Origin of the sequence: Marinobacter litoralis (genome assembly GCF_003336705.1) — a bacterium.
In the GTDB taxonomy this organism is placed as follows: domain Bacteria; phylum Pseudomonadota; class Gammaproteobacteria; order Pseudomonadales; family Oleiphilaceae; genus Marinobacter; species Marinobacter litoralis.
The window spans coordinates 608,697-633,211 of the sequence record NZ_QMDL01000003.1 but is presented as its reverse complement, the minus strand read 5'-3'; the positions used below and the strand labels follow the sequence as shown (position 1 = coordinate 633,211).

Annotated in this window: 20 protein-coding genes; 2 read left to right on the top strand and 18 right to left on the bottom strand. The window is 57.7% G+C overall.

Annotation, left to right across the window (positions count from 1 at the left end; all coding sequences use genetic code 11):
• Window positions 1-23: 23 nt before the first annotated feature.
• From DOQ08_RS12575 to tssB, 16 genes are all read right to left on the bottom strand, one after another.
• Window positions 24-563, bottom strand: a complete 540-nt coding sequence (locus DOQ08_RS12575; RefSeq protein ID WP_114335295.1) for a DUF4123 domain-containing protein — start codon at window positions 561-563, stop codon at window positions 24-26.
• 18 nt (window positions 564-581) lie between these two features.
• The gene (locus tag DOQ08_RS12570) at window positions 582-2,705 is read right to left on the bottom strand and encodes a type VI secretion system Vgr family protein (RefSeq protein WP_114335294.1); all 2,124 of its coding nucleotides are present in this window, start codon (window positions 2,703-2,705) and stop codon (window positions 582-584) included.
• A gap of 102 nt (window positions 2,706-2,807) precedes the next feature.
• A complete protein-coding gene (gene tssM / locus DOQ08_RS12565) occupies window positions 2,808-6,401 on the bottom strand; it encodes a type VI secretion system membrane subunit TssM (protein WP_114335293.1) in 3,594 nt (1,197 codons plus the stop codon).
• Window positions 6,402-6,425: 24 nt separating this feature from the next.
• Entirely contained in the window at window positions 6,426-7,865 is a 1,440-nt protein-coding gene (tssA, locus tag DOQ08_RS12560; RefSeq protein ID WP_114335292.1) for a type VI secretion system protein TssA, read from the bottom strand.
• Between the two features lie 10 nt (window positions 7,866-7,875).
• Complete coding sequence (vasI, locus tag DOQ08_RS12555; protein WP_114335291.1) at window positions 7,876-8,517, bottom strand: type VI secretion system-associated protein VasI; 642 nt, start codon at window positions 8,515-8,517, stop codon at window positions 7,876-7,878.
• Window positions 8,514-10,079 carry a sigma-54 interaction domain-containing protein gene (locus DOQ08_RS12550; RefSeq protein WP_114335290.1) on the bottom strand — a complete coding sequence of 522 codons (1,566 nt, stop codon included), beginning with the start codon at window positions 10,077-10,079 and terminating at the stop codon, window positions 8,514-8,516. Before DOQ08_RS12550 ends, vasI begins: the two co-directional genes overlap by 4 nt.
• Before the next feature lie 260 nt (window positions 10,080-10,339).
• Window positions 10,340-13,012: a type VI secretion system ATPase TssH gene (tssH, locus tag DOQ08_RS12545; RefSeq protein ID WP_114335289.1), complete on the bottom strand. Its 2,673-nt coding sequence runs from the start codon at window positions 13,010-13,012 to the stop codon at window positions 10,340-10,342.
• The gene (icmH, locus tag DOQ08_RS12540; RefSeq protein ID WP_114335288.1) at window positions 12,978-13,799 is read right to left on the bottom strand and encodes a type IVB secretion system protein IcmH/DotU; all 822 of its coding nucleotides are present in this window, start codon (window positions 13,797-13,799) and stop codon (window positions 12,978-12,980) included. Before icmH ends, tssH begins: the two co-directional genes overlap by 35 nt.
• A 3-nt stretch (window positions 13,800-13,802) precedes the next feature.
• A complete protein-coding gene (gene tssK / locus DOQ08_RS12535; protein WP_114335287.1) occupies window positions 13,803-15,137 on the bottom strand; it encodes a type VI secretion system baseplate subunit TssK in 1,335 nt (444 codons plus the stop codon).
• The gene (gene tssJ / locus DOQ08_RS12530) at window positions 15,137-15,670 is read right to left on the bottom strand and encodes a type VI secretion system lipoprotein TssJ (protein ID WP_114335286.1); all 534 of its coding nucleotides are present in this window, start codon (window positions 15,668-15,670) and stop codon (window positions 15,137-15,139) included. The genes tssK and tssJ overlap by 1 nt, the downstream gene beginning before the upstream one ends.
• On the bottom strand, window positions 15,670-16,992 hold the full coding sequence (tagH, locus tag DOQ08_RS12525; RefSeq protein WP_114335285.1) for a type VI secretion system-associated FHA domain protein TagH: 1,323 nt from the start codon (window positions 16,990-16,992) through the stop codon (window positions 15,670-15,672). Before tagH ends, tssJ begins: the two co-directional genes overlap by 1 nt.
• A 17-nt stretch (window positions 16,993-17,009) precedes the next feature.
• Window positions 17,010-18,026 (bottom strand): type VI secretion system baseplate subunit TssG, encoded by a 1,017-nt coding sequence (tssG, locus tag DOQ08_RS12520; RefSeq protein ID WP_114335284.1) that lies wholly within the window; start codon window positions 18,024-18,026, stop codon window positions 17,010-17,012.
• Window positions 17,990-19,762: a type VI secretion system baseplate subunit TssF gene (gene tssF, locus DOQ08_RS12515; protein ID WP_114335283.1), complete on the bottom strand. Its 1,773-nt coding sequence runs from the start codon at window positions 19,760-19,762 to the stop codon at window positions 17,990-17,992. Before tssF ends, tssG begins: the two co-directional genes overlap by 37 nt.
• Window positions 19,763-19,924: 162 nt before the next feature.
• Window positions 19,925-20,362, bottom strand: coding sequence for a type VI secretion system baseplate subunit TssE (tssE, locus tag DOQ08_RS12510; protein ID WP_114335282.1), 438 nt, complete (start codon window positions 20,360-20,362; stop codon window positions 19,925-19,927).
• Window positions 20,363-20,365: 3 nt separating this feature from the next.
• A complete protein-coding gene (gene tssC / locus DOQ08_RS12505) occupies window positions 20,366-21,847 on the bottom strand; it encodes a type VI secretion system contractile sheath large subunit (protein WP_114335281.1) in 1,482 nt (493 codons plus the stop codon).
• 63 nt (window positions 21,848-21,910) lie between these two features.
• On the bottom strand, window positions 21,911-22,408 hold the full coding sequence (gene tssB, locus DOQ08_RS12500; protein ID WP_114335280.1) for a type VI secretion system contractile sheath small subunit: 498 nt from the start codon (window positions 22,406-22,408) through the stop codon (window positions 21,911-21,913).
• A 271-nt stretch (window positions 22,409-22,679) separates the two neighbouring features.
• Between tssB and DOQ08_RS12495 the strand changes: the two genes are divergently transcribed.
• Together DOQ08_RS12495 and DOQ08_RS12490 are read left to right on the top strand one after the other, a co-directional pair.
• Window positions 22,680-22,940 carry an acyl-CoA-binding protein gene (locus tag DOQ08_RS12495; protein ID WP_114335279.1) on the top strand — a complete coding sequence of 87 codons (261 nt, stop codon included), beginning with the start codon at window positions 22,680-22,682 and terminating at the stop codon, window positions 22,938-22,940.
• 151 nt (window positions 22,941-23,091) lie between these two features.
• A complete protein-coding gene (locus DOQ08_RS12490) occupies window positions 23,092-23,403 on the top strand; it encodes a phage integrase N-terminal SAM-like domain-containing protein (protein ID WP_114335278.1) in 312 nt (103 codons plus the stop codon).
• A gap of 12 nt (window positions 23,404-23,415) precedes the next feature.
• Here DOQ08_RS12490 and DOQ08_RS12485 read toward each other — a convergent pair whose 3' ends face one another.
• On the bottom strand, window positions 23,416-23,889 hold the full coding sequence (locus tag DOQ08_RS12485) for a hypothetical protein (RefSeq protein WP_165823662.1): 474 nt from the start codon (window positions 23,887-23,889) through the stop codon (window positions 23,416-23,418).
• Between the two features lie 109 nt (window positions 23,890-23,998).
• Entirely contained in the window at window positions 23,999-24,511 is a 513-nt protein-coding gene (gene greB, locus DOQ08_RS12480; protein ID WP_114335277.1) for a transcription elongation factor GreB, read from the bottom strand.
• Window positions 24,512-24,515: the final 4 nt, after the last annotated feature.

Sequence of the window (24,515 nt, the reverse complement as noted above, 5' to 3'; positions counted from 1 at the left end):
GTTCTAAGCGTATTAATTCGGACTCAGACATCGGCCGTATTCAATTTCTGCCACTGAGTTTCTGACAGCGTTGGTAAGGGCAACATGGTGAACGGATTTGGTCTGTCGGTGGTATGCCAACGTTCCTGACCACTTTCTCCGAACCAGTAAATAACTCGCTCAATGACATCCGCTTGGTCCAGAGTCACCGGGGACAAGCGTTGCCATACCTCAGGGTCGTAAAGTCGAAGTAGACCCTGTCGCTCTCCGTCAAAGCGCACTTTCAAACGCGCCCTTAGCCAACTCGTCACGGACTCAAGGCTCTCGGATGACTCCAGAATCAGACCGACAAGCCGCCCCTCCTTCAAACCTTGCAAAGCCCACTGATACTCCGGGCTCTTCTGTTTAGCTTCCAGAACAACGGGGCTTTCGGCCAAGTACTGTTGCCAGTCAGTCTCAGCAAATAAATAAAGCCACTTCGGAACGTCTGCTTGCTCATACAAAGACCGCAAAACCGTTGATTTCTGCTGTGCCTCCAGCACTAAAAAACGCACCTTGTCAGTCGAGAGTTTTGCAAATACCACAACGGGCTCCTTTACTTATCACGCTGTCTGATTCTTACCGCAAGGACAGTTCCTAAGCGGACAAGTACCATCAGGTTGCTGTTGGCACTGCTCAACAATGGCTGTTCTTTGCATGCGGGCTTGCTTCAATCGATGGGCCACAATCGCTTTGGGCTCGGCATTAGATCGCTGCCCAACCTCCGCCAACGCCACCGGCGCCCCAACCCCGCCAGCAGCATCCACCCACCCCGGCATCTCCGGCACCTGCACCTTCTGCCCGCTGCCCTTACCTGCAGCTCCTCCGGCATTCATCTTGATGCTCGCGCCACCGATAGCCACACCGGCGGGATCGATCTTCACGAAGCTGCCGCCGGCCTTCAAGGTGATTTCGGCACCCGCTTCGATCACCGCTTTCTGGCCGGCTTTGATGTGCAGTTCGGTACCGGAATTGCTGAGCCAGGCGGTGCCGGCTTTCAGGTGCAGAGTACCGGTGACATTGAAGCTGTGGTCTTTACCTGTCAGCTCGCGCTTCTCGCCATCTACGGTGTGGTGGCTATTGCCTTTGGTATGGCTGAAGCGGTTGTTTTCGACCGTCAGGTGGCTGTCGTTCTTGATAACTTCGGTGCGGTTGTTTTCCGTCAGCAGATCCAGGTCTTTCTGGGCGTGCACGTAGATCTGCTCTTCGCCCGCTTCGTCTTCAAAGCGTAGCTCGTTGCTGCCCTCACCCTTGTGGGTTTTGGTCTTCAGGGTGGTCCGGGTTTTGTGTTCCGGCAGCGCGTACGGCGGTGTGTTGGTGGCGTGATATGTTCTTCCGGTGATGATGGGCTGGTCCGGGTCGCCGTCCAGGAAGGAGACAATCACTTCGTGGCCGATTCTGGGCAATGCCATGAAACCGTATTGGCCACCGGCCCAGCCCTGGGCCACGCGCAACCAGGCACTTGAGTGTTCGTCGTTCTTGGAATAGCGGTCCCACGGAAATCTGACTTTCACCCGGCCATACTGGTCGCAGTGGATTTCTTCACCCACGGGGCCGGTGACGAGCGCCATTTGGGGGCCCTCCATCACGGGTTTGTGGTTGCACAGGGGGCGCCAGGTTTTGTCGGCCGGGATGGCGCTGAAGGTGTTGTGGTAGCTGGTGGGTTCGCTGCCACCCTCTTCTTCCAGGGCCTGGGGCTGTTTGCCGGTGTGGGTGATGGCGGTGAGCAGCCATTCCCGGTTTAAGCTTTGGCTGTCGTGATCTTGCAGCTCCACTTTGGCACCGGCGGCAAAGTCCGGGCGGTTGCTTTTGCCTTTGGCGGCGGAAGCATCGTTTCTGAGTGCGTCTAATCGGGTCTGAGTAAACGGCTGGCCGCTGGCATCGGCTTTGTAGCGGCCGGGGTAGTCGTAGTGTTGGTAGTCTTCCCGGTGGTTTACACCGCCGGCACTCTGTTCGTGCATCAGAGCGTAAGCAGGGTTCTTGAAGGTGTAATCTTTCATCGCCACCGATGAAGCCCGCACACGCTCTTCGTAGGCGAAGCTGAAGATACAGGCCTGCTGGGTGCTGCCACCGGCTTTGGTGTTGCATTCTACCGGGTCTAATTTGGGCGCATCACCGTGATGGTCGGCGATGACTAACGCGGGCTGCTCTTCACCGTCCACGCTGCCGTGTTGGTAGCGGTAGTGCCAACCTTCTTCCGCAGCCAGTCGTTCTACAAATTTCAGGTCGCTTTCGCGGTGCTGGACGCAGTATTCCCGCTCCTCGGGGGAGCGTTTCAGGTCAAACACCGTATCCACAATGCCCCGCTCTTCCAGCAGCGTGCGCACAATGGCATCGGTGGTCTGGGCCTGAAAAATCCGGCTGTTGTGCATCAAGCCCAAACGCCACACGGGAGGTTGGATCACCACTTCGTAATGGGTGCGGCGATGGCCGGTGTTGCCCCGAACAAATTCGTTCACTACGCCGGTGAATCGGCGCAGGGGCTGGCCGTCTTGCCACACCACCAGATCCACCGGCTGTTCCAGCACATCCGCTGCTTGCACGTCCGGGTCGGTGCTGGCCAATTTTAAGCGGCCATGGGAGAGCGTGGATAAACCTTCGGTGAGCACAAAGCTGGCAACCACGAAGTGGTCTGAGGGGAATTCGCCAATACGGGCGGTGAACTGCAATCCGCTTGCCTGGGGCATAACTTCAGTCCCTGAAGAATGAACATTTCCTTTTCAGCCAGCGCCATCCGGGTGCCGGCTCCCGCCAACCCGAGCGTTCATGCCCGGGCGACGGCACACAGTCTAATACAAGCTGCGGGGTATTCGGTACCCTGCAAGCATCTGCTGTGTGAACGGGTTGGTATTACTGGCTGCATGCAGGCGGTAACGCATCTCGCCATCATCCACTTTGAACATCACATCCACCGCATTACTACTGACTCCGGTGATTTCTGCTTTGTTCAACAGCCGGAAGAGCGCCCAAGGGCCACGTTCGGAAATGCTGCGCGGTGAGCGGTTCACCTGTATCGGCACCAGGGTAATGCGGCTTTCGACGCTGTCACGCAGCGTGTTCGGCCAGACCAGCGGGATGCTTTGGCGAGGCCCATGGGAAAACTCCACCAGTTGCCCGTCGATATTCACCACGGCGCGGCGTTTGTTGTTGGTCAGGTTAAGCGGTTCTAGCGCGAATTCAACATCCAACGTGCCACTGCGGGTGAAGAACGCCTGGCGAATCTGGCGGGCCCGTTCCAAGGCGGCTCGCACATCGCGGCGCACCAAGCTCGCGCGGCGGGCATCGCCGACCTGTTCAGGGTGGTCTTCCAAAAACAGCTTCAGGTTATTGTTGTAGAAAGACTCCAGAATGCCGTCGGGAGCGAAGAAGCGCTCGAAATCCTGCAACGCGGCATCTCGGCTTGCGTCTGTCGCAAACGGGTAATGCCGGGCAAGGGTTTGCTGGAACGGCTGGTACACTTCCCGGTACCACTCCCGCTCAAGCTGGGCCACGGCACGATCAAGCACCACTCGCCAGCTTTCGGTAGCCAGTCGGCTTAACAGGCGGTTCAGCGGCTCGGGCTGATGGCTGGCCATACGCTGGAGCGTGAAGATCGGGTCTGACCCCTGAAGGGCCATGCGCGCTCGGGCAGCACTCAGTGCAGCCTTGCCCGAATCCGGTGATTCCTGAATGCTGCGCATGTACTCGTGCAACTCGGCTACCACCACCATGACTTCTTCCAGACCACTGGGCTGATCGCTGTTTTTGCGAGTCAGCCGGTTCAGGTCGTCGAACTGGCGCTCGATATCCTGCAGCATTCGGTAATGCGGCGACTCCTGCAGCAGTTTTCGAGCCACTTCGGCCTCACCTTCACCGGCAGGAATCAGTTTGGTATTGGCCTGCACCTGGCCAAGCAGGCGTGCCAATGGCTGATGGCCGCTGGTCAAGCTTTCAAGGATACGCACGCCATGATTCAAGTCTTCAAAACGGTGCACATCGATTCGACTGAGCGCGGTGCGCCACACGTTGGCGTAGTTTTCGGCATACAGAGTCTGCAAGCTCGACAGTAACTCGGCTTCATCAGCTTTACTGAAATCCACGTCGTTCCGGCGCCCTAACACCCAGGCATCGACCAGGGCCAATTCCGTTACCGAGCTTGATTGACGCAGGAACCATTTTTCCAGGCCGTCCCGGGTCAACAGTGCCGGAATGGAGAGCGGGTCGTCCTCTGCCGGCAAGGCGTCGCCCTGCGGCTCGCCGTAGGCATCCACGCGAGTGAACACGGTGGCAAAGGCCGGGCCAGAGCTGCGCGCCAACTCCAGCGGCGACTGAAAATCCCGACCGGCTTCCACTTTCAGATCACGATAGACCCTGTCCGGGGTGCTGATCCGACCCAATTCGTGCTGCGCCCACTGCACACTGCTCCGGAAAGGCACCAGTGCCATGCTCGCCGCCTGATCACCTTCGGCGGCCATACCCGCAAGGTTGGTGTGCGCCATCGCGTACTGCAGATGGCTATGCAGCCGGTTCTGTACTTCCCGCTGGCCGGGGAAGCGCGCTTGCCAATACTCGCGCATGTATTCCGATACGATGTCTCCACGGCGGCCGCTTTCGTCATACATCATGCGCAGAACCCGCAAGTGCTCCAACCGCTCAGTGCTGTTATCCGGTGCTTGCCCCATCTCTTCCATCACACCGAACATCAATGCCGGCAGGTACTGGTAAGCCAACATGTCGAGATAGGCAGCATCCACTTCCGGCCCAACTTTATGGCCTTGATACAGGCCCATGTCGGTGACCAGCGGCCACTCTTTACGGTAATCGCCGAACGCCAGGGTGGCTTCTCGAAGCTCATCCAGTGGCTGTAGCAGGTTGCGGCCGGTTGTGTCCGGCTCGTAGCCAACCGGCTGCCAATCGTTCAGGAAGGCGTTAACCCGGTTTTCCACCTGCGCCGCAGCTTCGGCGTTCTTGATGAAATAGTGCTGCCAGCCGGCCGTCATACCTGCGCCGGCACACAGAGCTACGATTGAAGCCATCGCGACTTTCCGGTGGCGCTTTTTGATCACTTTTCGGTTATCACCGGCCAGACCGGCCTCGCGATAGATCACACCCGGGAACAGGTTCTTGGTGAACAAACTGACTGACTGGGCATTCCGCTGCGCCGGTTGAATCGGACCGCTCATCTGGTAATTGCGGGCGGCGGCAGCCACGAAGGCATCTTCAGGCACCCCTTCCTGCAGAACGGAGGTGAAATAAGTGCCCCGCACCAAAGCCGGTGTCGAGAAAGCGTCAGCGGACAGCAAGTCGCTGAGGAACTGCTCTACCGCCGGCTTGAGGCCCGCCAGCTGGCGCGTGAAGGAATACGCTGCCGCCCGCTCTTCAGCCTCCCGGGTATCGGCAAGCACGTCTGGTAAGCGCTGGCTCAGCTCATCCACCAACTCGGTGTATCGTTCCGCGAACTGTTCAAGCCATTCGTCGTGATCTTGCTGGTTATCCAGCTGGAAGGTGAAGCCGAGCGCCTGATCTTTTTCAGCCTTCGACATGGCTCTAACGAACGGGGCAAAGCCGTACATCAAGTCCATTTTTGTGAAGGTGACGTACACCGGCAGGCGCGAGCCCAACTGCTCCATGAGCTCCCTTATCCGGGTGCGTAATAAAATGGCGTGAGCTTCCCGCTGTTGCTCATTGGCCGTGCTCAATCGCGCCAAATCGACGGCAAGGATCAGACCGTTCAGCGGTCTTTGCGGGCGGCTGTTTTCCAGCCAGCCGATAAAGTGGTTCCACAACCGGTTCTGGATTTCACCCGAGGCCCCTTCGCCCTGATTCTGGCTTAGCAATTCGCCGTCTGGATCAATCAGAACGCCGTTATCACCAATCCACCAATCGAAACCGAAGGGGTTGCGATCCCCCCGGTTATTGCGGGTGACATTGGTCAGGGTGTAGGTTTGCCCCGAGCGCTGAATCAGGCTTGTTTTACCGGCATCTTCAAGCCCCATCACCAAATACCACGGCAGGCGATACAAACCTTTTCGGCCCGGCAAGTTGCTCTTGAGTGCCTGTAACTGGCGATCCAGCAACCGTTGTTGCCGGCGCTCCATCGGTAGAATCGGATCTTCTTGCTCTTGTTGCTCGGCCGCTTTGGCCTTATTGACCTTGCTCAACCGGCGAGCCAGCGCCATGCCCCAGAATATGACCACCACCAGAACAACGCCGAGAGTCACCAGCGCCCGCATCTGCCAGGCCACCAACGGGTACTCGCCGTTGATCTCCAGCCGTGGCCCTAACCACCAAGTCGCAACCAATAGGGCGATCACGCCCAAGGTCAGCGTGACCGGGGCGGCGTTACGAAGGTATGGCAGCAGCCATCGACCAATGAGTAATGCTTTTCTCCACATGGTTTCCATTCCTGCGTTTAATGCGTGAGGCGATTACGCCAGCCGTTCCATTTGTTTGATCAAAGCCGGTTCCCAGTCTTCCAGAACCAACCCGTGAACCTGCCCTTGCAGGTCCTGAATCTGTTGTGCAGCCATGGCTTTCAGGCCGCTTTCTTTCATCAGTTTTGCCGTCGCCAAGCGCCAGTAGAATTTCTCCCTAGGCTCGCGAGCGTCGGCCAACCCTTGTTCCAACAACTCCAGAGCGGATGACAGCTTGTTCTGCTGCACCAACTCGAGCGCCGTTTCCAGAGCTTGCTCCCAAGGGTTTGAACTGCCCCCACCGGCTTTGGCCGAAGCCGAGACGGTATGCATCCACTCTGCCGCTTGTTCACTGAGAAACGGTGTTTGGTCGTTGAAGGTCAACTCGGCAAGTTTCGGTAACTGTTCAACAAATTTTTTCAACGCTTCTCGTATCGCTTCCGCACAGCGGTTATGACCCAGAGCTTGGGCCGCACGGGCGCTCAGCCAATGGCCATCGAGCCAAAACGGGCTCACCGATAAGCTTTGCTCAATGCGCTGCCACAAGTCGTTGTCGGGCGTTTTTTCCAACGCTTCTTTGTAATCTGCAACCCGGTCTGCACTGACGGCGGCCAAATCGGTACGAATGCCGTCCCGTGTCGGCGGCAGGCTGGTGATGTTTTGCCAAATGGCGTAACGGCGCAGCTGATAGCCCAAGGGGTTGTCCGGTTCGGTACTGGTCAACAACTCCGCCACTTTCAGCAAGCTTTGGCGGGTTGCTCGTTCGTTGCCAGGGTCCAGAGTGAGATTGCCCAAGGCCGCCGGAGCCGCAGCTGGCTGCGCCGGCGCTTGAGCAGATTGCGTTTGTGCGGGACTTGCCGGCGCAACCGTTGAAGCCAGTTGCTGGCTGCTGCTTTGATCCGGCTTTGGCAACTTATCCACAGCCCGTTTCAACTCGAACAGCGGGTCATCCGGTAAATCCCGGTTCCGCGCCTGCTCATCCAGCTTGGCAATCAGGTCCAGGCAAAACTGCCGCCCATCACCCACACTGGCATCAAAACCCAGACCGTCCACGCTTTTAACCGCACGCTGCACAATCTGGGTGAACAGCATTTTTCGGGCCCGCTGTCCCTTGGCTCCCGGGTAAGGCCACGCGCTTTCCCACCAGTCATCCAACACCCGGTGCAGCAGATACAAGGACAGGGCGAAGTGCTCGCCATCTTTGCCCTGCTGCAAGCTCAGCATGAAAAAGCCTAGTACTTTCAGGTCTTTGCTTCGGTCTGCCAGCAATTGCAGAGATTCGATCTGCACTTTTTGCCAATTGATGTCGTTGTGAGCCAGCGAGCCCACCTTCATCACTTCGTCTTCCAGAAACTCCAGCACGGAATCGTCGGCAAGGTTGTCACCCACACCGGAATCTCCTGGGATGGCGCTGAGAACCTGATCAACGTATGGGTGCTGTTCAATCACTTGCATAGCACTCTCCTCACCAGCCACAGGCTTGTCGCAGAGGGCGAATGGCGTCGCGGTAACCGGTCAGGTCGAACAACAAGCCATCCAACTCCGGTACGTCTGCCTGAATACGAACATCTGGCTGGTGCACGATATCAAGCACCGAACGTATCGCCGGCAGGCCACGGCCAGCACTCACCACCAGCCCTTCATCCCGCACTCGCCAATGGTTGGGTGCCGATGCCAGCGCGACGTCCACCCGCTCCCGGTTGATCGGTTTCGGCAACATTACAGTCAATTCCGTGATGTTGTTGTGGCACTGGAGTGTCAGCACCGGCCGCGGAGGCTGAGCCCCCAAAGCGGCGACCGTTACCATGTGTCCGGCAGCCGAGCCGGTATTGCGGTAGATCGGACCACTGGCATCGCTTTGACCAGCTTGCGCAAAGGCCTGGCGCCAACGTTCGGGCTGGCGAATCACCCCGTCGCTGGCGCCGGTTTCATATCGAGCCAGTGGCGTATCAAACACCTCATCAAAGCACGCCAAGCGGGCCAGCCGATTGGCTTCTTCGGTGCAGGTTTGGGCATCGCTCAGGCGGGTATCCGCTTGCCCGGCGCTGCTTATCAGCAGGAGCGCGAGGCCGATCAGGCCGGCTCGGATTGGGTCTTTCAGGGTCATACGTCGGTTACCTGATACTTCAGACATTTATGGGCCAGCGTTCGCTTGGGTAATCCCAAACTCTCGGCGGCCTGGGCTCGGTTGCCGCGATATTGCTGCAGGCGCTCCCGAATGATGGCGGCCTCGAATGCCTGTGCGGCGGCTTTCAGATCCCGAATTTCCTCGGCCACGGGGATGCCCGGAATCGTCGCCACGTCTGCGACCGCGGAGGCGGCTTGTCCGGCGTCCATCAGCAGATCATCCAATCGCAGTGCCTCGGGTTGAATGTCGCCGTTGGCAGCCGTTTGCAGACAGGCCAGTTCAATGATGTTGCGTAATTCCCGAACGTTGCCGGGAAAGTCATAGCCCGCCAGTCGCTTCAACGCGTGGCTGCTAATGCCCAGTGGTCCACTGCCTTCGCGTTCAACGTAGAGTCGGATGAAATGCCGGCTCAACACTTCGAGATCGTCGGTACGTTCGCGCAGCGGAATCACCCGCAACGGGAATTGGCTGAGGCGGTAGAACAGGTCCCGGCGAAACAGGCCGTCATCAATGCCTTGCTGCAGCGGTTGGTGGGTTGCGGCCACCAAGCGGAAGTCTGAAAACTGTTCTTCCCGAGCGCCCAAGGGGCGGAACTGCCGGCTTTCCAGAACCCGTAACAATTTTGATTGCAGGGCCATGGGCATGTCGCCGATTTCGTCCAGAAACAGGGTGCCGCCGTTGGCCTGCGCCAATAGCCCTTCTTTGGCTTGATCGGCACCGGAGAAGGCGCCTTTGGTGTGGCCGAACAGTTCGCTTTCCAGCAGGGTGTCGGGGATGGCGGCGCAATTCACCACGACCATGGGGCCTTGGGCCCGCTCGGATAGGTCATGAATACCTCGGGCAACCACGTCTTTCCCGCAACCGGTTTCACCCTGGATCAGTACCGACAGCTGGCTGCTGGCCGCGCGCACGACTTGTGCCCGGAGGTTGGTCATGGCTTCGGAGTTGCCCACCAATGTGTGGGACAGTTGCTGGCAGCGCTGGCGTACACTTTCGGCATCGTGCAGGTGGTCCAGCGAGCGTTTAAGCATGCGCCGCTGCCAGACTTGGTCACGGGTTTGCAGTTGGCTGATCCATTGATGCACCAGCAGTTGTTTCAGGCCGGTGTACAAGGGTTGGCCGATAATGCTTTGCCAGTCGTCGTGATCACCGCACAGGGCGAGTACGCCAAGGGTGCGGCCGTCTGCGCCGGTGAGGGGTTCGAGCCAGAGGCTTCTGGGGCGGTCGCTATGTTCGAACAGGGTTTGGAAGCCGGTGTGGTCGAGCCGGTAGCTGGCTGCGCGGGTGAGTTCGCGCGGTTTTCCGGTTTGCAGTACGTGGGCGAAGGGGTGGCTGAAGTCGCCACAGTCGAATTCGCTGGCATCACCTAATTGGCCACAGTGGAGCGTTCGGCCACTGAGGTCGAGTTCGAGGGCCCAGCATTTGCTGAGGCCAAATGCGTTTTCGAGTTGGCGGGTGGCTGTGTCGAGCAAGGCAGGGAGTGTGTCTTGCTTGATCAGTGCTACCGCCAGTTCTATGCCGGTGTGCAGTTCCATCTGCATCCGTCCCATGCTTTCTATCCCAGAACAATGACTTAGGAGATTATCGCCCGCGCATCCTGCGGGGTGGCTTTCCAAAACACGCTGTGAATACATCCTTGTACGCTCCGCTCCGCCCCTCACTGCTTACTGCTCCTGCGTCGCAGTGAGGGTCCTGTCTTGGCCATCCCTGGCCAACCCGTGAAGGGCTTTCACCCTTCACCCATGGCTCCGCAGGGTTTTGGAAAGCCACCCCGCAGGCTACGCTCCGTTTCTATAGGCCGTCAGGCAACGACCCCGATGAACTTTCCGTTGTTCACGCCCAAGGTGACCTTGGTCACCGGCTCTCGTGCCGCCAGCTTTTCCAGCAGCGCCAGGGACACCGGTGGCAGCAATTCACCTTCGATGATCGATTCCAGCATCCGTGCACCGTTTTCGCTTCGGGTGGCGCGGCTGCGGATGGCTTCTACCAGGCCGTCTTCCAGCGCCACTTCGGTGTGGTAGCGGGCCGTGATTTGGTCAGCCAGGCGCTGGAGTTTATCGCCCACGATGCGGTTAAGGGTGTCTTCACCCAACGGCAGGTAGGGCACCACTTCCATACGTGCCAGCAGGGCCGGTTTGAAGAAGTTGGCCAGCTCCGGGTAGAGCGCCTCTTCGATCTTTTCCGGCTCTTCGGCGTGGTTAACGATGGTCTGGTAGCCAAGGTTGGAGGTCAGGAAGAAGACTACGTTTTTGCAGTCGATCAACCGGCCTTCGCCGTCTGCCAGCTCGCCTTTGTCAAAGGCTTGGTAGAACAGGTTGAGGACTTCCGGGTGGGCTTTTTCGACTTCGTCCAGCAGCACTACCGAGTAAGGTTTCTGGCGGATGGCTTCGGTGAGGATGCCGCCTTCGCCAAAGCCAACGTACCCCGGGGGTGAGCCAATCAGGCGGGAAACGGTGTGTTTTTCCTGATATTCGGACATGTTGATGGTGGTGAGGAACTGGCGGCCGCCGTAGAGCAGTTCGGCCAGTTGTACCACGGTTTCGGTTTTTCCCACGCCACTCGGGCCAACCAGCAGGAAAGCGCCCATGGGACGGCCGGGCCGGCGCAGGTCAGCGCGGGCGGTGAGCAGGTGCTGGTGCAGGCAATCAATAGCGGTGTCCTGGCCTTTGATGTGGGCCTGCAGGTATGCCGGCAAGTGGGTGATTTTTTCCAGCTCGTCAGTGGTCATGCGATTGACCGGAATGCCGGTCCAATCGGCGATGACTTCAGCCACTTGGCGGGCATCCACGCGGGCGTGAACCAGCGGTTCGTCGGCTTGAAGTTCCGCCAGTTCCTGTTCGATGGCTGCGGCTTCGTTTTTAAGGTCCGGGCGCTCTTCGTTGTCTGCGTCGGTCGTTGCTTCCGGAGCTTCCGACACTTCTCCGGTGAGCAGTTGTTCGCGGATTTCGACCAAACGAGCCACCAGCTCTCGCTGGTCATTCCAGCTTTGCTCCAGGGCTTCGGATTCAGCGGTAAGCTCGGCAATGCGCTGTTCCAGCGCCTGCTCCCGTTCGTTATCAACCGCTTGGCCAAGCGTGTGTTCCCGGCTCAGCAAGTCTTGTTCCATGGCCATTTGGTGCAATTCGCTGCGCACGTGGCTCAATCGACGAGGCGGGGTGCTCAGGTTCAGGCTGACCCGGGCGCAGGCGGTGTCCAGTACGTCGATGGCTTTGTCCGGCAGTTGGCGGCCGGCCAGATATCGGGCAGACATTTCAGCGGAGGCTTTCAAGGCGCTGTCGGCCACCAGCACTTTGTGGGCTTTTTCGTAGACGGTGCGCAGGCCCCGTAGAATGTGGACAGCCTCACCCGGCGTGGGCTCGTCCAGCGCCACGGGCTGGAAACGGCGGCTCAGGGCCGGGTCTTTTTCGAAGTATTTTTTGTACTCGCGCCAAGTCGTGGCAGCAATGGTGCGCAGCTCGCCACGGGCCAGTGCGGGTTTCAACAGGTTAGCGGCGTCTGAACCGCCCTCGCTGTTACCCGCGCCAATCAAGGTATGGGCTTCGTCGATGAACAGGATGATCGGGGTGGCCGAGCCTTTGACCGCTTCGATGACGCCTTTCAGACGCTTTTCGAACTCGCCTTTCACCGAGGCGCCGGCTTGCAGCGCGCCCATGTCCAGGGTCCAGAGTTCAACGTTTTTCAGGCGGTCCGGCACATCGCCACTCACAATCCGCAGGGCCAGTCCTTCTACCACGGCACTTTTACCCACACCGGCATCGCCGACCACAATGGGGTTGTTCTTGCGGCGGCGGCAAAGGATATCGATCATTTGATCGATTTCGGCATCCCGGCACACCACGGGGTCGAGTTTTTCTTCCCGGGCCAGTTTGGTGAAGTCGGTGGCGTAACGCGTGAGCGGGTCCATGTCGGCTTCGGTCGCTGGCTTGGCCGCACCGTTCTCTGCCAGCTGTGGGCGTTCCACAGAGCCTTCGGTTACCCGGTCGAACTGCTTACGCAGTTGTTCACGGTTAATGTCCACCAAGGCTTGGGCAACTCGTGGCATCAGGTAGCGGTCGGCGTTCATCAACAACGCCAAGAACAAGGCGCCAGAACGCAATTCGCTGTGGCCGAGTTCGGTTGAGGCCAGCAACCAGGCGTCCTGCATCAGTTCCACCAGCAAGGGTGAAAAGGACGGGTATGGCTCGGCGCTTTGTGGCTCGCCGTTCAGACTGTCGCCCACCAGAGGCTGCAGTTGCTGATGGTTGATACCGGTTTGTTCGAGAATCTGACGCACATCGGAAAACGGCGTTTCCAGCAGTTTGAACAGCAGGTGTGCCGGCGTAATTTCCGCCCCTTGTCGGCTGATGCACAGCGCGGCAGACCCTTCCAGAGCCTGACGGGAAATCTCGTTAAGGCGCCCGATCAGCGCCGGTAGTTCTACCCGAATCACAGTGATGTCCTTATTTCGGTAGTTGTTCCAGTACGCTGAGCACATCCCTGATGCGTTCGTTCAGCGCTACGTTATACAAGTGATAAATCCCGACCATGGCCGCGGCAAACGCGCCGGTGATGAGCCAGATGGGCAAGCCCGTTCGCAAACGGTTGCGTGCCGGCACGACGTTTTCCGAGGCATCGGCCAGCGGCTTCGGGTCCCGATCTCCGCGCAGATCACGCAGCTGTTCATACAACCCGCGAACGATTTGCTCGTACTCATCACGGCCGCTTTCCATGACCTTGTAGCGGCCTTCAAAGCCCAGACACAGGCACAGATAGATGAAGCCGAGCATGTCGCGGTAGCGTTCCGGCTCTTTCTCCATGCGCGCCAGAATCGCGAACACTTTTTCGCCGCCCCAGGTTTCGTTGTGGAAACGTGATAGCAACGAGTGCTGCGACCACACGCTGTGCGCCCCCCAGTCGGTGCCCAATACGGCTTCATCGATAAAAGCGCAAAGCACATAGCGGTACGCCACCACGATAGGCCGTTCGTGGCCTTGTTCGATCAGTTCGCGGTCAATAGCCGCCACTTCATCGACCACCTGCTGGTACAGGCTTTCGACATCGTGAAAATCGGCCAACCGGCGAACCCGGATAACCAGCCCCAATAACGGTGTGGCGGCATCAATCAGGCGATTTTCTTCCAGTCCGCGCAGCTGAAAGTGGGTATCACCCAACTCGGTGCGGCGGCCAGTGTTATCGGTGTCCGCGAACAACAACTCACTGAATGCACTATCACCCGTGTCCGTGGTGGTATTTGGTCGATCCATTACCGGTGCATTGGTCATTATTTAGCTCCTGATTGCCCAGAACTGCATTTCCAGCCCCGGATAGCTTCCCGCTACGTGGAAAGCAAAGCCGCTGGCGTTGTCGAGCATTTGCCAGGCCTGGCTCTGGTCATCCAACCGGAAGTACACAAAGCCGGCGTGATACGGCAACTGGCGCGGTGCCACGGGTAACGCCGACAGCGGAATACCCGGCAGCTGCAAGCTGATGAGATCCCGTATTTTTTCCACCGACGCCACTTTGCACTGCTGGGTGAATTGCTTGCGCAGGTCGTCCAGCGGCATATCGGCTTTTACCGCCAGAATGAACTCGGCATCCTTGATCAACTGACCGTCCTGAACCGGTGCCACCGTCAGCCCGTATTGACGTTGCTGCAGAGCAATAGACAATGCGCGCGGTTCCAGAACGGTACTCAGGGCTTGTCGCAGCACCTGCATCAGCGGGCTAAAACAGCCTTCTGGCAGATCGTGATCGTAGGGGGTGTATTCCCGCGGCATTCGGCTCTCGTCGGTGAAGGTCACCAACTCGCCGCACAGTTCCAGCAAGGCTTCATACAAGCGCTCGGGGTGCAACTGGCGCAAGCGTGCCAAATGCATGAACTTAGGGTGCGCCCGGTTCAGCATTTGCAGCAGCATGAAGTCCGACACATCGGCCACACCGCCCTGCCCCGGCGCGCCTACTCGCTCGGCAATGTTGCGGGCACGCTCCTGCATCAAACCGGCCATTTCGCCGACAAATCGCTGCAAGCGAGGCGCTGCACGCACGCTGAGCATGGTGGGCAGGAAGTTAGGGTCCATCACCAAACTGCCGTCTGGCCGCTTCTCCAGAATTCGGCCAATGGCCAAGGCCGCGTAGGCGCTGCGATCTTCACGCTCCAGCATCAAGCGCGGTGCGACTCGCCCGACATCGATGCTGTGAGCATCGCCATCAATGGAGTGCAAATCGCGAATTTCCACAGACAACGCCCTGAAGCGCCCGGCAACCGGCGCATCCGGCCACTCCACTTCCGCCAAGGAATCACTCCCGAGAGGCAACGCCAGATACACCACCTGATTGGCCACTGAAGCATCGGTAATTTCCAAAGGCTCTGGCATCACGTCGTCTTGCGGCAGATTGAAGCGCGTGCCGTCCGGGAACAATCCTGTAGCGCGCACCAGACCCACCCGGCCAAAACTCAGATATTCGGCGTTTAGTTCCAGATCACTGAAGCCGTAGAGGTAGTCCGAAACCGCCAGCGCGCGCTCGTTGATCTGATGTTCCAGATACCGTTGTTGTTGCTGGAAGTGCTGTGGTTTGATGAACAGACCATCACTCCAGACCACTCGATTGCTAACAGCCATCAGCTTTCATCCGAACGTGTCAGTTTTACTTCCCGCTCACGCAGGTTGACCAGCAAGTGGTAGGTGCCACCAATGGGGTCTACCTTCACCACCTTTTTCCACTGCGATAAGTTGGGGTAGGCGTAGAAGGCGATGACACCGATAAAGCGGGTGTCTTCGCTGATTTCGAACGGCTCCACAAACTTGAACTGGCCCGGTACCAGGGTGTAGTCGCTGTGGTCCACGTAGTTGCGGCCCAGCGAGTCTTCCAGGTTATTCAGTAACTGGTCGAAATCACCCGCCATCAATAGCGAACTGTCGCGAAGTTCAATGATTTGAAATGCGATCGGCGTAGGGGCCAATGACTGGTTCGGGTTGACACTCGGTTCGGCCAGCATGGTCAGATCTACCCGGCTGGGCTGATCTTCCGGGTAGCCCACAGGAATATCGGGGTCCCACAACACTTTGGCGGTTTTGGTAACGGCGTTGTAGGGGGTGCTGCACCCCACCAGCAACATAACCATCGTCAGCAAGCTCCATTTGCAGTACTTCACTAGCCATTCTCCCTCTGTAATTGGCGCAAGTGTTGGTCGTAAGCCTGGTCGAATACCTCTTGGAAAAGGCGCTCAAAACCCTGCTGACGACTGGATCTAAGTTCTTGGTAGTAATGTTGATACATGTCCCAGGCCCAACGGCCCTCGTCTTCGTTGTCCTTGAGCCCACGGCGGTATCCGTGGAACCTTCTCAGCAAGGCCTCCGGCGAGAAGGCATGCAGAATCGCGTCCAAGGCTTCGCGAATGGCTTCCTGCGTGGCCCGCTGGTGGTGGTTCAAGCTGTCGAGGCTTTCTCTCACCGCAGCAGGCGCAGATAGGTGAACCGGGCTACGTTCGGCGGCAAACAGGGTTTGAATGGTGCCGTGGTAATCGTTTCCCAGTCGCAGCGGGTTGTCTTCAAGGGGCTGCAAGCGGGTACGCAGCGCCTGATGCCGGGTATCTTCGCTCTGGTGCAGCGTAAGTAAGCCATCCACCACGGCTTTCAGGGTTTGCCCGGCCTCTTCCAGAAACAGCTGCATGTCTTCGCTGTCGGTAAATTCAATGTCCGCCTGCAACCCTCGCAATAAGGGCGCCCCACTGATGTGCTGACGGCTGGCATCCCGGATGGGTGCTCTGGTGTCTGACATTCCCTGTCGCTCCTTTTCCTGATCACTCTGATTGCGGGCCGTGCGGTTCACCGGTAGCCCCATCGCCACATCCCGGTTTTCCCGATATTCCTCATCCACATCAGTAGAACCGGCAAACCAGCGTTCCTCGCTGGCCAGCAGTTCTGGCGTTGATTGCTCATCCGATGCCTCTGGCTTCTGCCAAGGGGCCAGTGGGTCGTTACTTTGAGGCGCGTCGGCCGGGTTTTTCAGCCCCGCCAAAGGCTCGCGGCCTTCCGGCAACGTCTGGCGCTGACTAGATCGCAGCAAGTCGCCTTCATCCACATTCACCAACCGATGATCTTCGGCGTTGGGCTCGTTCAACTCGCTTTGCCCTGCAGAGCCGCCCTGCAACTCCGCCCGGATTTGATACCGGCCAATGCTGACGGTATCGCCATGGTTCAGGCGCGCTCGCCGTCCACGACCTACGGGCTGGGTGCTGCTATTGATATAGGTTCTGCCGCTGCGATCGATCAGGCAGAAACCGCCATCCAGAAAACGCACCTCGGCATGCCCCGCTACCGCACCGGTACGGTGAGGCGATAAACGCCAGGTATCGTTGGCGGCCGTGCCAATCGAGCCGCCTGTTGCACTGAAACGGTGCTCGATGCTGGCGCCACCTCCCGCTTCCGTGGGGTTGGTGATCACCAAGGTTAATTCTGCTGTTTGCGTGGTCACTCTTCTGGCTCCTTGCCTTAACGCCGGATCTGGATTCGCACAGCGGGGCGCTTGCTCGCCCGCTCTGGTGTTACGAAAGAATTCCAGCCCAAACGCAGCTCTTCGCCCATCTGCATGGGCCGTATGTCTTTCGGTCGCATTTCCAGCTCCAGGTCATAGGCCAGTTGCTCCCGTGTGGCGAACTCCACCAGCTTAACCAGCCGTTCGTGCTCAGCACCGTTGGGCAGGAAATCGGCAAAGCGCTGTCGGCTCAGGTTGCGCAACCGAAGTGTGAATTTGCCGCTGCGGTCCCGAATACTCGACCCCATCAGCGTGTCATGGCCGAGGCTTGCATTCGCTTGCCCTAAACGGGTTTGCTGGTCCTCTGCGATCGCCACTTTTCGTAGCACCCACTGTTCAATACTGACGTCGTCCAGATCAAAGCAGTGCGCAACGATCCCACTGACGACTTCCGGAGACCGACTACGCCCCGCCATCAAACCGGCATAGGCCAGCATTTTCGACCAGTTCACCGGCGTGGCCTCCCGGAGGCGGCGATCACCCAGCCCCGTCAGGGAAAACACCAGTTCCGAAAACCCGTCACTGGCACCCGGCTGAAATCGAATGTAGTAGCGGTATTTGCGCCAGGCCCGATGAAACAGGGTTACCAAGCGGTGGTTAAAAAAGTCCAGAAAGTGCCGGCGCACGCCTAAATTCTGGCCCGCTTCCCACGCCAGATCCTCCAGGTAGTAGCCTGGTAATGGCGACTGGGAGCCGTGTAACCCAAGAAAGCTCACTTCCATCTGGTAGGGCGCATGCTCGTGCTCCGGCGATAACGCCGACACCACATCACTGCCCGGAAACCCCAGCCCGGCTGAGGCTGAAAAACGGATGCGCTCTTGCACTGAATCACCCGAGCCGGAGCGTTCCAGATCGTCGCCATGGTGCCGGTGAATCAAATCCACCAGCTGGAAAAAACTGTAGCGCCGCGCGTTTCCGAGAACGGGTTCCAGCCCGGCTACATCAGCGGCTGCTGACCTTGCTGTAACGTCCATGTGTACCGTTCCTGATTCTCTGTATTCACCACTTCCAACTGATGAAAGGCGTTAATGCTGGCGTAGAGCGCAAAGAACTGGCTCAACACCGTGCCAAACAGGTACAAATCGCCTTCACTGGCGAAATTCTGTTGGTCGAGTTTTAGCACTGACCGGATGCCCCGCACCGGCAAACCACGCACCATCCGGTCAACCGGTTGCGTGTTAATCTCGCTGATGCCCGCCAGCCGTTTCTGGGACACCCGCTCGGCCTGGCGATCTACCAGTGCCCGAAAGTCGTATACCCGAAGCACGGTGCGCAAGGCATCCACATCGAGCATCGACAGGTAGTTCAGGGACAGGTTGGAAATCAGCGTCCATAACAAGCTCCCATCCAACGTGGGTCGCAGAGTGGCGGTGGGTCGGGTAATGTTGCTGAACGAAGCGAAGGCCGGTGTGGTTTCTGTGGCCATGCAGATCTCACCCACCGCCAGCTGTTGCGGCAGTTGCCGGTTGGTGCAGGTAAGCGTTAACGAAACCGCTTCCTGGCGATTCAGGCAATCGGATTCGTCGGCGCGCACGAAGGAGATGTAGTGATCAAAGCCATCGCCCCGAACGCTTTCGCGGGTGCGCACGCGGTAATACAACGCGGTGCGGCCACGGTCCCGCTCCACTTCGTGCTGAAAACTCTCAAATGCCGTGTATAAACGGGGCTCGCCGCGCCCTGAGCGGCCTTCTAACCAACCTTCAACCTGCTCGATGCTGAACACTTCGTAGTGCTCGGGGCAGCGGCTGGACGGCGAAATCCGGTACTCGGTTTCACGACCGTTCAAATCCACCGGTTCGCCTTCGTGGCTGAACAAATTCACCGCTGGCGTGCAATACAGCTGCAGGGAATCCCGGGTGACTCGGGTGTCCGGCGGCAAGATACGGCTAAAGTGGAAGCGCAGGCTGATCTCGTCGGCCTGAACTCCGGGTAGGCGCTGCTTCAATCCGGTGACATCGATAAACCGAAACGCCTCGGGGAAGCTCAGGTACTCCTGAATAATCCGGTAGCCGGAGTAAGCATTTTTCGGATACGGCAGCATGGCTTCGTCTGCCGCAAAGCCGACCGGTTTGAGTAACGATGTGGGCAGGCTGTATACGCTGTCGCCCAAGACTAGCTCCATACGGCTGAGATAGTGGTTTAGCCACAAGTACAGGGTTTCTGCGGTGTGGTTGTCGCCGCCCAGATAGAAGCGCAGGCTGTCCATGCCCAGTTGATTCAGTGGCTGGTCGGTGTGCAGGGCCAGATCCACCGATACCGAGGACACTTCTCGGGAATGCTCGGCGTGGGCTTCTGCTACGCTGACGGGAAAGATATCCACAGCCCGGCAGGTGCGGAACCGGCACTGGGTTTGGCGGGTGCTTTCACCCACGGGCCGGCTTTTGATTTCGGTATGGCGCTCTACCCGCTGGCGTTCGCTGATGGCGTGCAGTTGGGGGTCGAAGCGCATGATGGTGCAGCTGGGCACGGGCCGCAGGTAATTAGGCCAGAGCATGTTGAGCAGTGAGTGCGTCAGCTCCGGGAATTCGTCTTCCACTTTTTCGCGTAGTTTGCCGGTCAGGAAGGCAAAACCTTCCAGAAGGCGTTCTACGTCTGGGTCGGTGCTTTGTTCGGATAAAAATCGGGTGAGCTGCGGGTGTGCATCGGCAAATTCCCTGCCTTGCAGCCGCAAAAAGCTCAACTCATCCCTGTAGAACCGATTCAACTTCATAAATACTGCACCAGTCTGGCTCCGAGCGGTTGCTAGGGGTGCTGTCCAAAAGACGCTTCAAGCCCATCCATGGGACGCTTGAGCTTCGCCATCCATGGCTACGCACACTTTTGGACAGCACCCCTAGCAACCACTCTCATCCTTGCCTTTAACCACTCGGATTTATGCTATCCGGTAGTACCGCTTTTCATCTAGGACCAGGTCGATCGTGGTTCTGTCATCACTTCCCGTGACACTCAGATATACCGTGACCTGAAACTTCAACTGCAACGGGTTCGGGCCCGGCGGCAACGCCACCACATCCACCCGTTTCACTCTGGGCTCAAACTTCTCGATACACTGACGGATCGCCCCGCGAATCTGGATACTCAGGTCGTGAGTACCCAAAGTAGCGTCGTTGAAATCCAGCAAGCCCAGGTCCGGAACGCTTGCACTGTTGCCCGGATGAGCGTTCAGCAAACGCACCAAATGGCGCTTAATAGATTCAACCACATGGGTCACTTCGCCCATGCCTTGCCCTGCGGGGGCGGCAGCCTGCTCTAGCCGTTCAAACAGGCTGCCGGTGTTGCGAACACCGTCAGTGGCTGTGTCGCCGAACACGGATTAATCCTTGTCCAGTCGACCAACCAGCGAGAGCTCGAAGTTCGCGCCCATGTACTTAAAGTGCGGGCGCACCGCCAGCGAGATCTGGTACCAGCCCGGGTCGCCTTCAACATCCGACACCACAACCTGCGCGGCGCGCAGTGGGCGACGGCTGCGAACTTCCGCCGGCGGGTTTTCCTGATCGGCAACGTACTGACGAATCCAGGTGTTCAGCTCACGCTCCAGATCCTGACGTTCTTTCCAGGAGCCGATCTGTTCACGCTGCAGCACTTTGATGTAGTGAGCCAGTCGGTTCACGATCATCATGTAAGGCAGCTGGGTACCCAACTTGTAGTTGGTTTCCGCTTCTTTGCCTTCCTTGGTGTTCGGGAACTGCTTGGGCTTCTGCACTGAGTTGGCAGAGAAGAAGGCGGCATTGTCGCTGCCCTTACGCATGGTCAGGGCGATGAAACCTTCTTCAGCCAGTTCGTATTCACGACGGTCGGTGATCAACACTTCAGTCGGAATCTTCGCTTCCAGCTGGCCGAACGACTCGAAGGTGTGTACCGGCAAATCGTCCACAGCACCGCCGCTTTGCGGGCCGATGATGTTCGGGCACCAGCGGTATTTGGCGAAGCTGTCGGTCAAACGGGTGCCCAACAGGTAGGCAGTATTGCCCCACAGGTAGTGCTCGTGATCGCCGGATACGTTTTCTTTGTAGTTGAAGCTACGCACCGGGTTTTCAGTCGGGTCATAGGGTGTACGCAACAGGAAGCGCGGCGCGGTCAGGCCGAGGTAGCGAGCGTCTTCGGATTCACGCAGGGAGCGCCACTTGGCGTATTTCGGGCCTTCGAATACAGCGCTCAGTTCCTTGATGGCAGGCAGTTCCTGGTAGCTGTCCACGCCAAAGAAAGACGGTGCAACCGAAGACAGGAACGGTGCGTGAGCCATAGCGCCTACGGACGACACATACTGCAGCAGCTTCATATCGGGCGTAGAAGGGCTGAAGGCATAGTTACCCACGATCGCACCAACAGGTTCACCACCAAACTGGCCGTATTCGGCCGAGTATACGTGCTGGTAAAAGCCGGTCTGGGTCACGTCTGGAGCAAATTCGAAGTCTTCCAGCAGCTCCTGCTTGGTGGCGTGCAGGATATCTACTTTGATGTTCTCGCGGAATTCGGTGCGGTCGATCATCAATTTCAGGCCGCGCCAGGACGATTCCAGCTCCTGCAACTTGGGGGCGTGCAGAACTTCATCCATCTGCGCGCTGATCTTGCGGTCCAGCTCTACCACCATCTGGTCTACCAGAGCCTTGTTGACCGGTTGGCCTTTTTCGTCGCTTTTTAGCAGGTTGGCAATAAATGTAGCGACACCCTTGCGAGCGACATCGTAACCTTCGTCAGCCGGCGCCATGCGGCTGTTGGCCATAACCTGGTCAAGCAGAGAGCCCTCTGCAACGGTTTCGGAGGCAGCAGATTGCTGCACAGCAGTATCAGACATACCACATCCCTTCAGTACGTTATTGATAATTGGTGTTGGGTGTAACCGGTTTCGGAAACGCGCTTATTCGCCGTTTTCGGTCGCCAGTTCCAGCTCCGCCAGCAGCGATTCCCGTGCACTTTCGTCATCCAGCAGCGCTTGAAGCTTAGAGCGGAATGACGGCACATTGCCGAGCGGGCCTTTGAGGGCAACAAGCGCTTCACGCAGTTCAATCAGCTTTTTCAGCTCAGGAACCTGGCGGGCAATGCTGTCAGGCGAAAAGTCTTCCAGACTTTCGATCTTGAGATTGACCGGCAGGTCATCAGCACCGTCTTCGAGCTTGTTGGATACAGAGGTAGATAAGGTAAGGCCAGCTTCCTTCATGACAGACCGGAAGTTGTTTTTATCCACAGAAATGGCTTTGCGGTCTTCAATGGGGGTTTCTTCAGCATGGCCCTTGAAATCGCCAACCACAAACATCTTTAGCGGCAGCTCGGTTTCAGCCTGCTGATCGCCGGTGGCGGGGACATACTTGATATTAATGCGCTCTTTAGGCGCGACAGAACCATCTTTACCAGACATGACGTGCTCCCTGTGCAATTCATTTGCAGCGTAATTCATTCCTTTGTGTCTGCCATCCTGGCAAACAACAGGCGAGACTCTACACCTGTGTTCGGGCTAGCTCAATAAGCCATCGGCCATAATTGGCTCAAAATGAGTACTCGGGCAAACTTTTGCCAGATTGCCGTAATGCCAAATAGAAAGCTCTTTTAGTCAATGACGGGCATGGCGCCCAAAGCTATACTTCCACAATCCTTATAGGAAGCAACTATTCACACCAAGGACCACAACAATGAGTGACCTGAAAGCCAAGTTTGAAGAGTCAGTAAATTACATCCAGACTGCCGACGGCGATTTCCAACCGTCCAACGAACTTAAGCTGGAATTCTATGCCTTGTACAAGCAAGCCACCGAAGGTGATGTTTCTGGCAAGCGCCCCGGCATGATGGATTTCGTTGGCCGCGCCAAGTACGACGCGTGGGACAAACTGAAAGGCACTTCCAGCGAAGAAGCCATGCAGAAGTATATCGACAAGCTAGAGTCGTTGAAGTAAACCGCTGCAATCGCAACCGTTGATCACGATCAGCGGTTGCGCCCTCTTTCCCGAACGCTCCCCCTCTTCCGCTTCACCTTTGCGCCTTTCAAACGTTTGTCATATGATGCGCGCACCATAAGAACAACAAGTCATTCGGAAGACCTTACACATGGATATTACTGAAGCGCTGGAGCAGTCACGCCCCGGCTTGGTGAACCTTGTTCAAGCTGCTATTCACAAACGCGAACTCAACCAGCGGGCAGAACAAACCTACCTGCACTGGATTAGCCGTTTCGTACTGTTTCACGATTTGAAAGACCCCGGAACCCTGTCGGACGACGATCAGGCGCGTTTTTTTGCGTATCTGAATGAACATCTGCGAGTGTCTCGGGCCCGGCTCAACCAAGCCAGGCAAGCTCTCGAGTTTTTCTACGACGACGTACTGAGCAATACCGAGCAGCGGGACAGCGCCGCTGCATAAGCCAGTGTGCGGTTATGGCCGCTCGGTCATGTTCACATTAAGCGCGTCGTAAGTTCGGTTCTGAGGCGGGCGTATCACGTAGTTATTGCTGTGAATCTGCCCCGGCACGACTTTTGGATTCGCGAAGCGAATATCCACAGGAATCTCGGACCGGCCCAAATCGGTACGTTCGTCCCGGGGCTGCATTGCCAAGGGATCAAGGTAAAAATCTGCGTCTTTGCCCGACTGCACCGGCACGCCCGCTGCGGGCGCTGCTAGACCGCCTTCGATCACGGTATTCGCCAATACCTCTTCATCCATCGAACGGAAAGGAATCGTATCGATGGTTGAGCGCTGTTCGTATTCAAACACCGGGGCATCGGTATCACTGGCTGGCGCCTGACCATACGTCGGCAATGATAGTCCAACCCCTAGCATCAATCCGATGCACGCTCTCCCGAAGCCGTGGCCTGACGTTTTTCCGATGGTGTAGTTAGCGGCATTCATGGCAATCATCCTGATCAGATCGTGCACTCGCTTTGGAGTGACAATTTTTGATCAGTGTATCGCCAAAATTGACAAATCGCTTACCGATTAGACGATTTTGTGACATCTCTCACTCGGTGGACGTGTTGGAGTTATACCGAATGCCTGTAATGACAACGTTTTTCCAACCTTCAGGTGTTTTCACCGATACTTCGTCATCCAGGTATTTTCCAATCAGCGCTCTCGCAAGCGGTGCATTAATACTCAAATAGCCCTTGGTCAGATCAAACTCATCCGCGCCCACCAAACGATAGGTTTGTTCCTCGCCGCCTTCATCCTCGACTGTTACCCAAGCCCCGAAATACACGCGAGTCTGGTCTTCCGGCAGCCGGTCTACCACCGTCAACTCGTCCAGTCGTTTGCTGAGAAAACGCACCCGGCGATCAATCTCTCGTAATTGCTTCTTACCGTAGATGTATTCAGCATTTTCAGACCGGTCGCCTTGAGCGGCAGCTTCGCGCACGGCTTGGGTGACTTCGGGGCGTTTGATTTTCCACAGGTACTGAAGCTCTTCTCGCAGCGCCTGTTCGCCGTCTGGAGTAATGTAGCGGGGCGGATGTCCGGAAGATGTGGGTTTTACCATGATA

Coding starts and splice junctions, on each gene's coding strand:
- tssG (WP_114335284.1), bottom strand. CDS start 18,026: ATGGACGTTACAGCAAGGTCAGCAGCCGCTGATGTAGCCGGGCTGGAA.
- icmH (WP_114335288.1), bottom strand. CDS start 13,799: ATGACCAATGCACCGGTAATGGATCGACCAAATACCACCACGGACACG.
- tssM (WP_114335293.1), bottom strand. CDS start 6,401: ATGGAAACCATGTGGAGAAAAGCATTACTCATTGGTCGATGGCTGCTG.
- tssF (WP_114335283.1), bottom strand. CDS start 19,762: ATGAAGTTGAATCGGTTCTACAGGGATGAGTTGAGCTTTTTGCGGCTG.
- vasI (WP_114335291.1), bottom strand. CDS start 8,517: ATGACCCTGAAAGACCCAATCCGAGCCGGCCTGATCGGCCTCGCGCTC.
- DOQ08_RS12490 (WP_114335278.1), top strand. CDS start 23,092: ATGGATATTACTGAAGCGCTGGAGCAGTCACGCCCCGGCTTGGTGAAC.
- DOQ08_RS12485 (WP_165823662.1), bottom strand. CDS start 23,889: ATGAATGCCGCTAACTACACCATCGGAAAAACGTCAGGCCACGGCTTC.
- greB (WP_114335277.1), bottom strand. CDS start 24,511: ATGGTAAAACCCACATCTTCCGGACATCCGCCCCGCTACATTACTCCA.
- DOQ08_RS12495 (WP_114335279.1), top strand. CDS start 22,680: ATGAGTGACCTGAAAGCCAAGTTTGAAGAGTCAGTAAATTACATCCAG.
- tssK (WP_114335287.1), bottom strand. CDS start 15,137: ATGGCTGTTAGCAATCGAGTGGTCTGGAGTGATGGTCTGTTCATCAAA.
- tssA (WP_114335292.1), bottom strand. CDS start 7,865: ATGCAAGTGATTGAACAGCACCCATACGTTGATCAGGTTCTCAGCGCC.
- tssC (WP_114335281.1), bottom strand. CDS start 21,847: ATGTCTGATACTGCTGTGCAGCAATCTGCTGCCTCCGAAACCGTTGCA.
- DOQ08_RS12550 (WP_114335290.1), bottom strand. CDS start 10,079: ATGCAGATGGAACTGCACACCGGCATAGAACTGGCGGTAGCACTGATC.
- tssH (WP_114335289.1), bottom strand. CDS start 13,012: ATGTGCTCAGCGTACTGGAACAACTACCGAAATAAGGACATCACTGTG.
- DOQ08_RS12570 (WP_114335294.1), bottom strand. CDS start 2,705: ATGCCCCAGGCAAGCGGATTGCAGTTCACCGCCCGTATTGGCGAATTC.
- tssB (WP_114335280.1), bottom strand. CDS start 22,408: ATGTCTGGTAAAGATGGTTCTGTCGCGCCTAAAGAGCGCATTAATATC.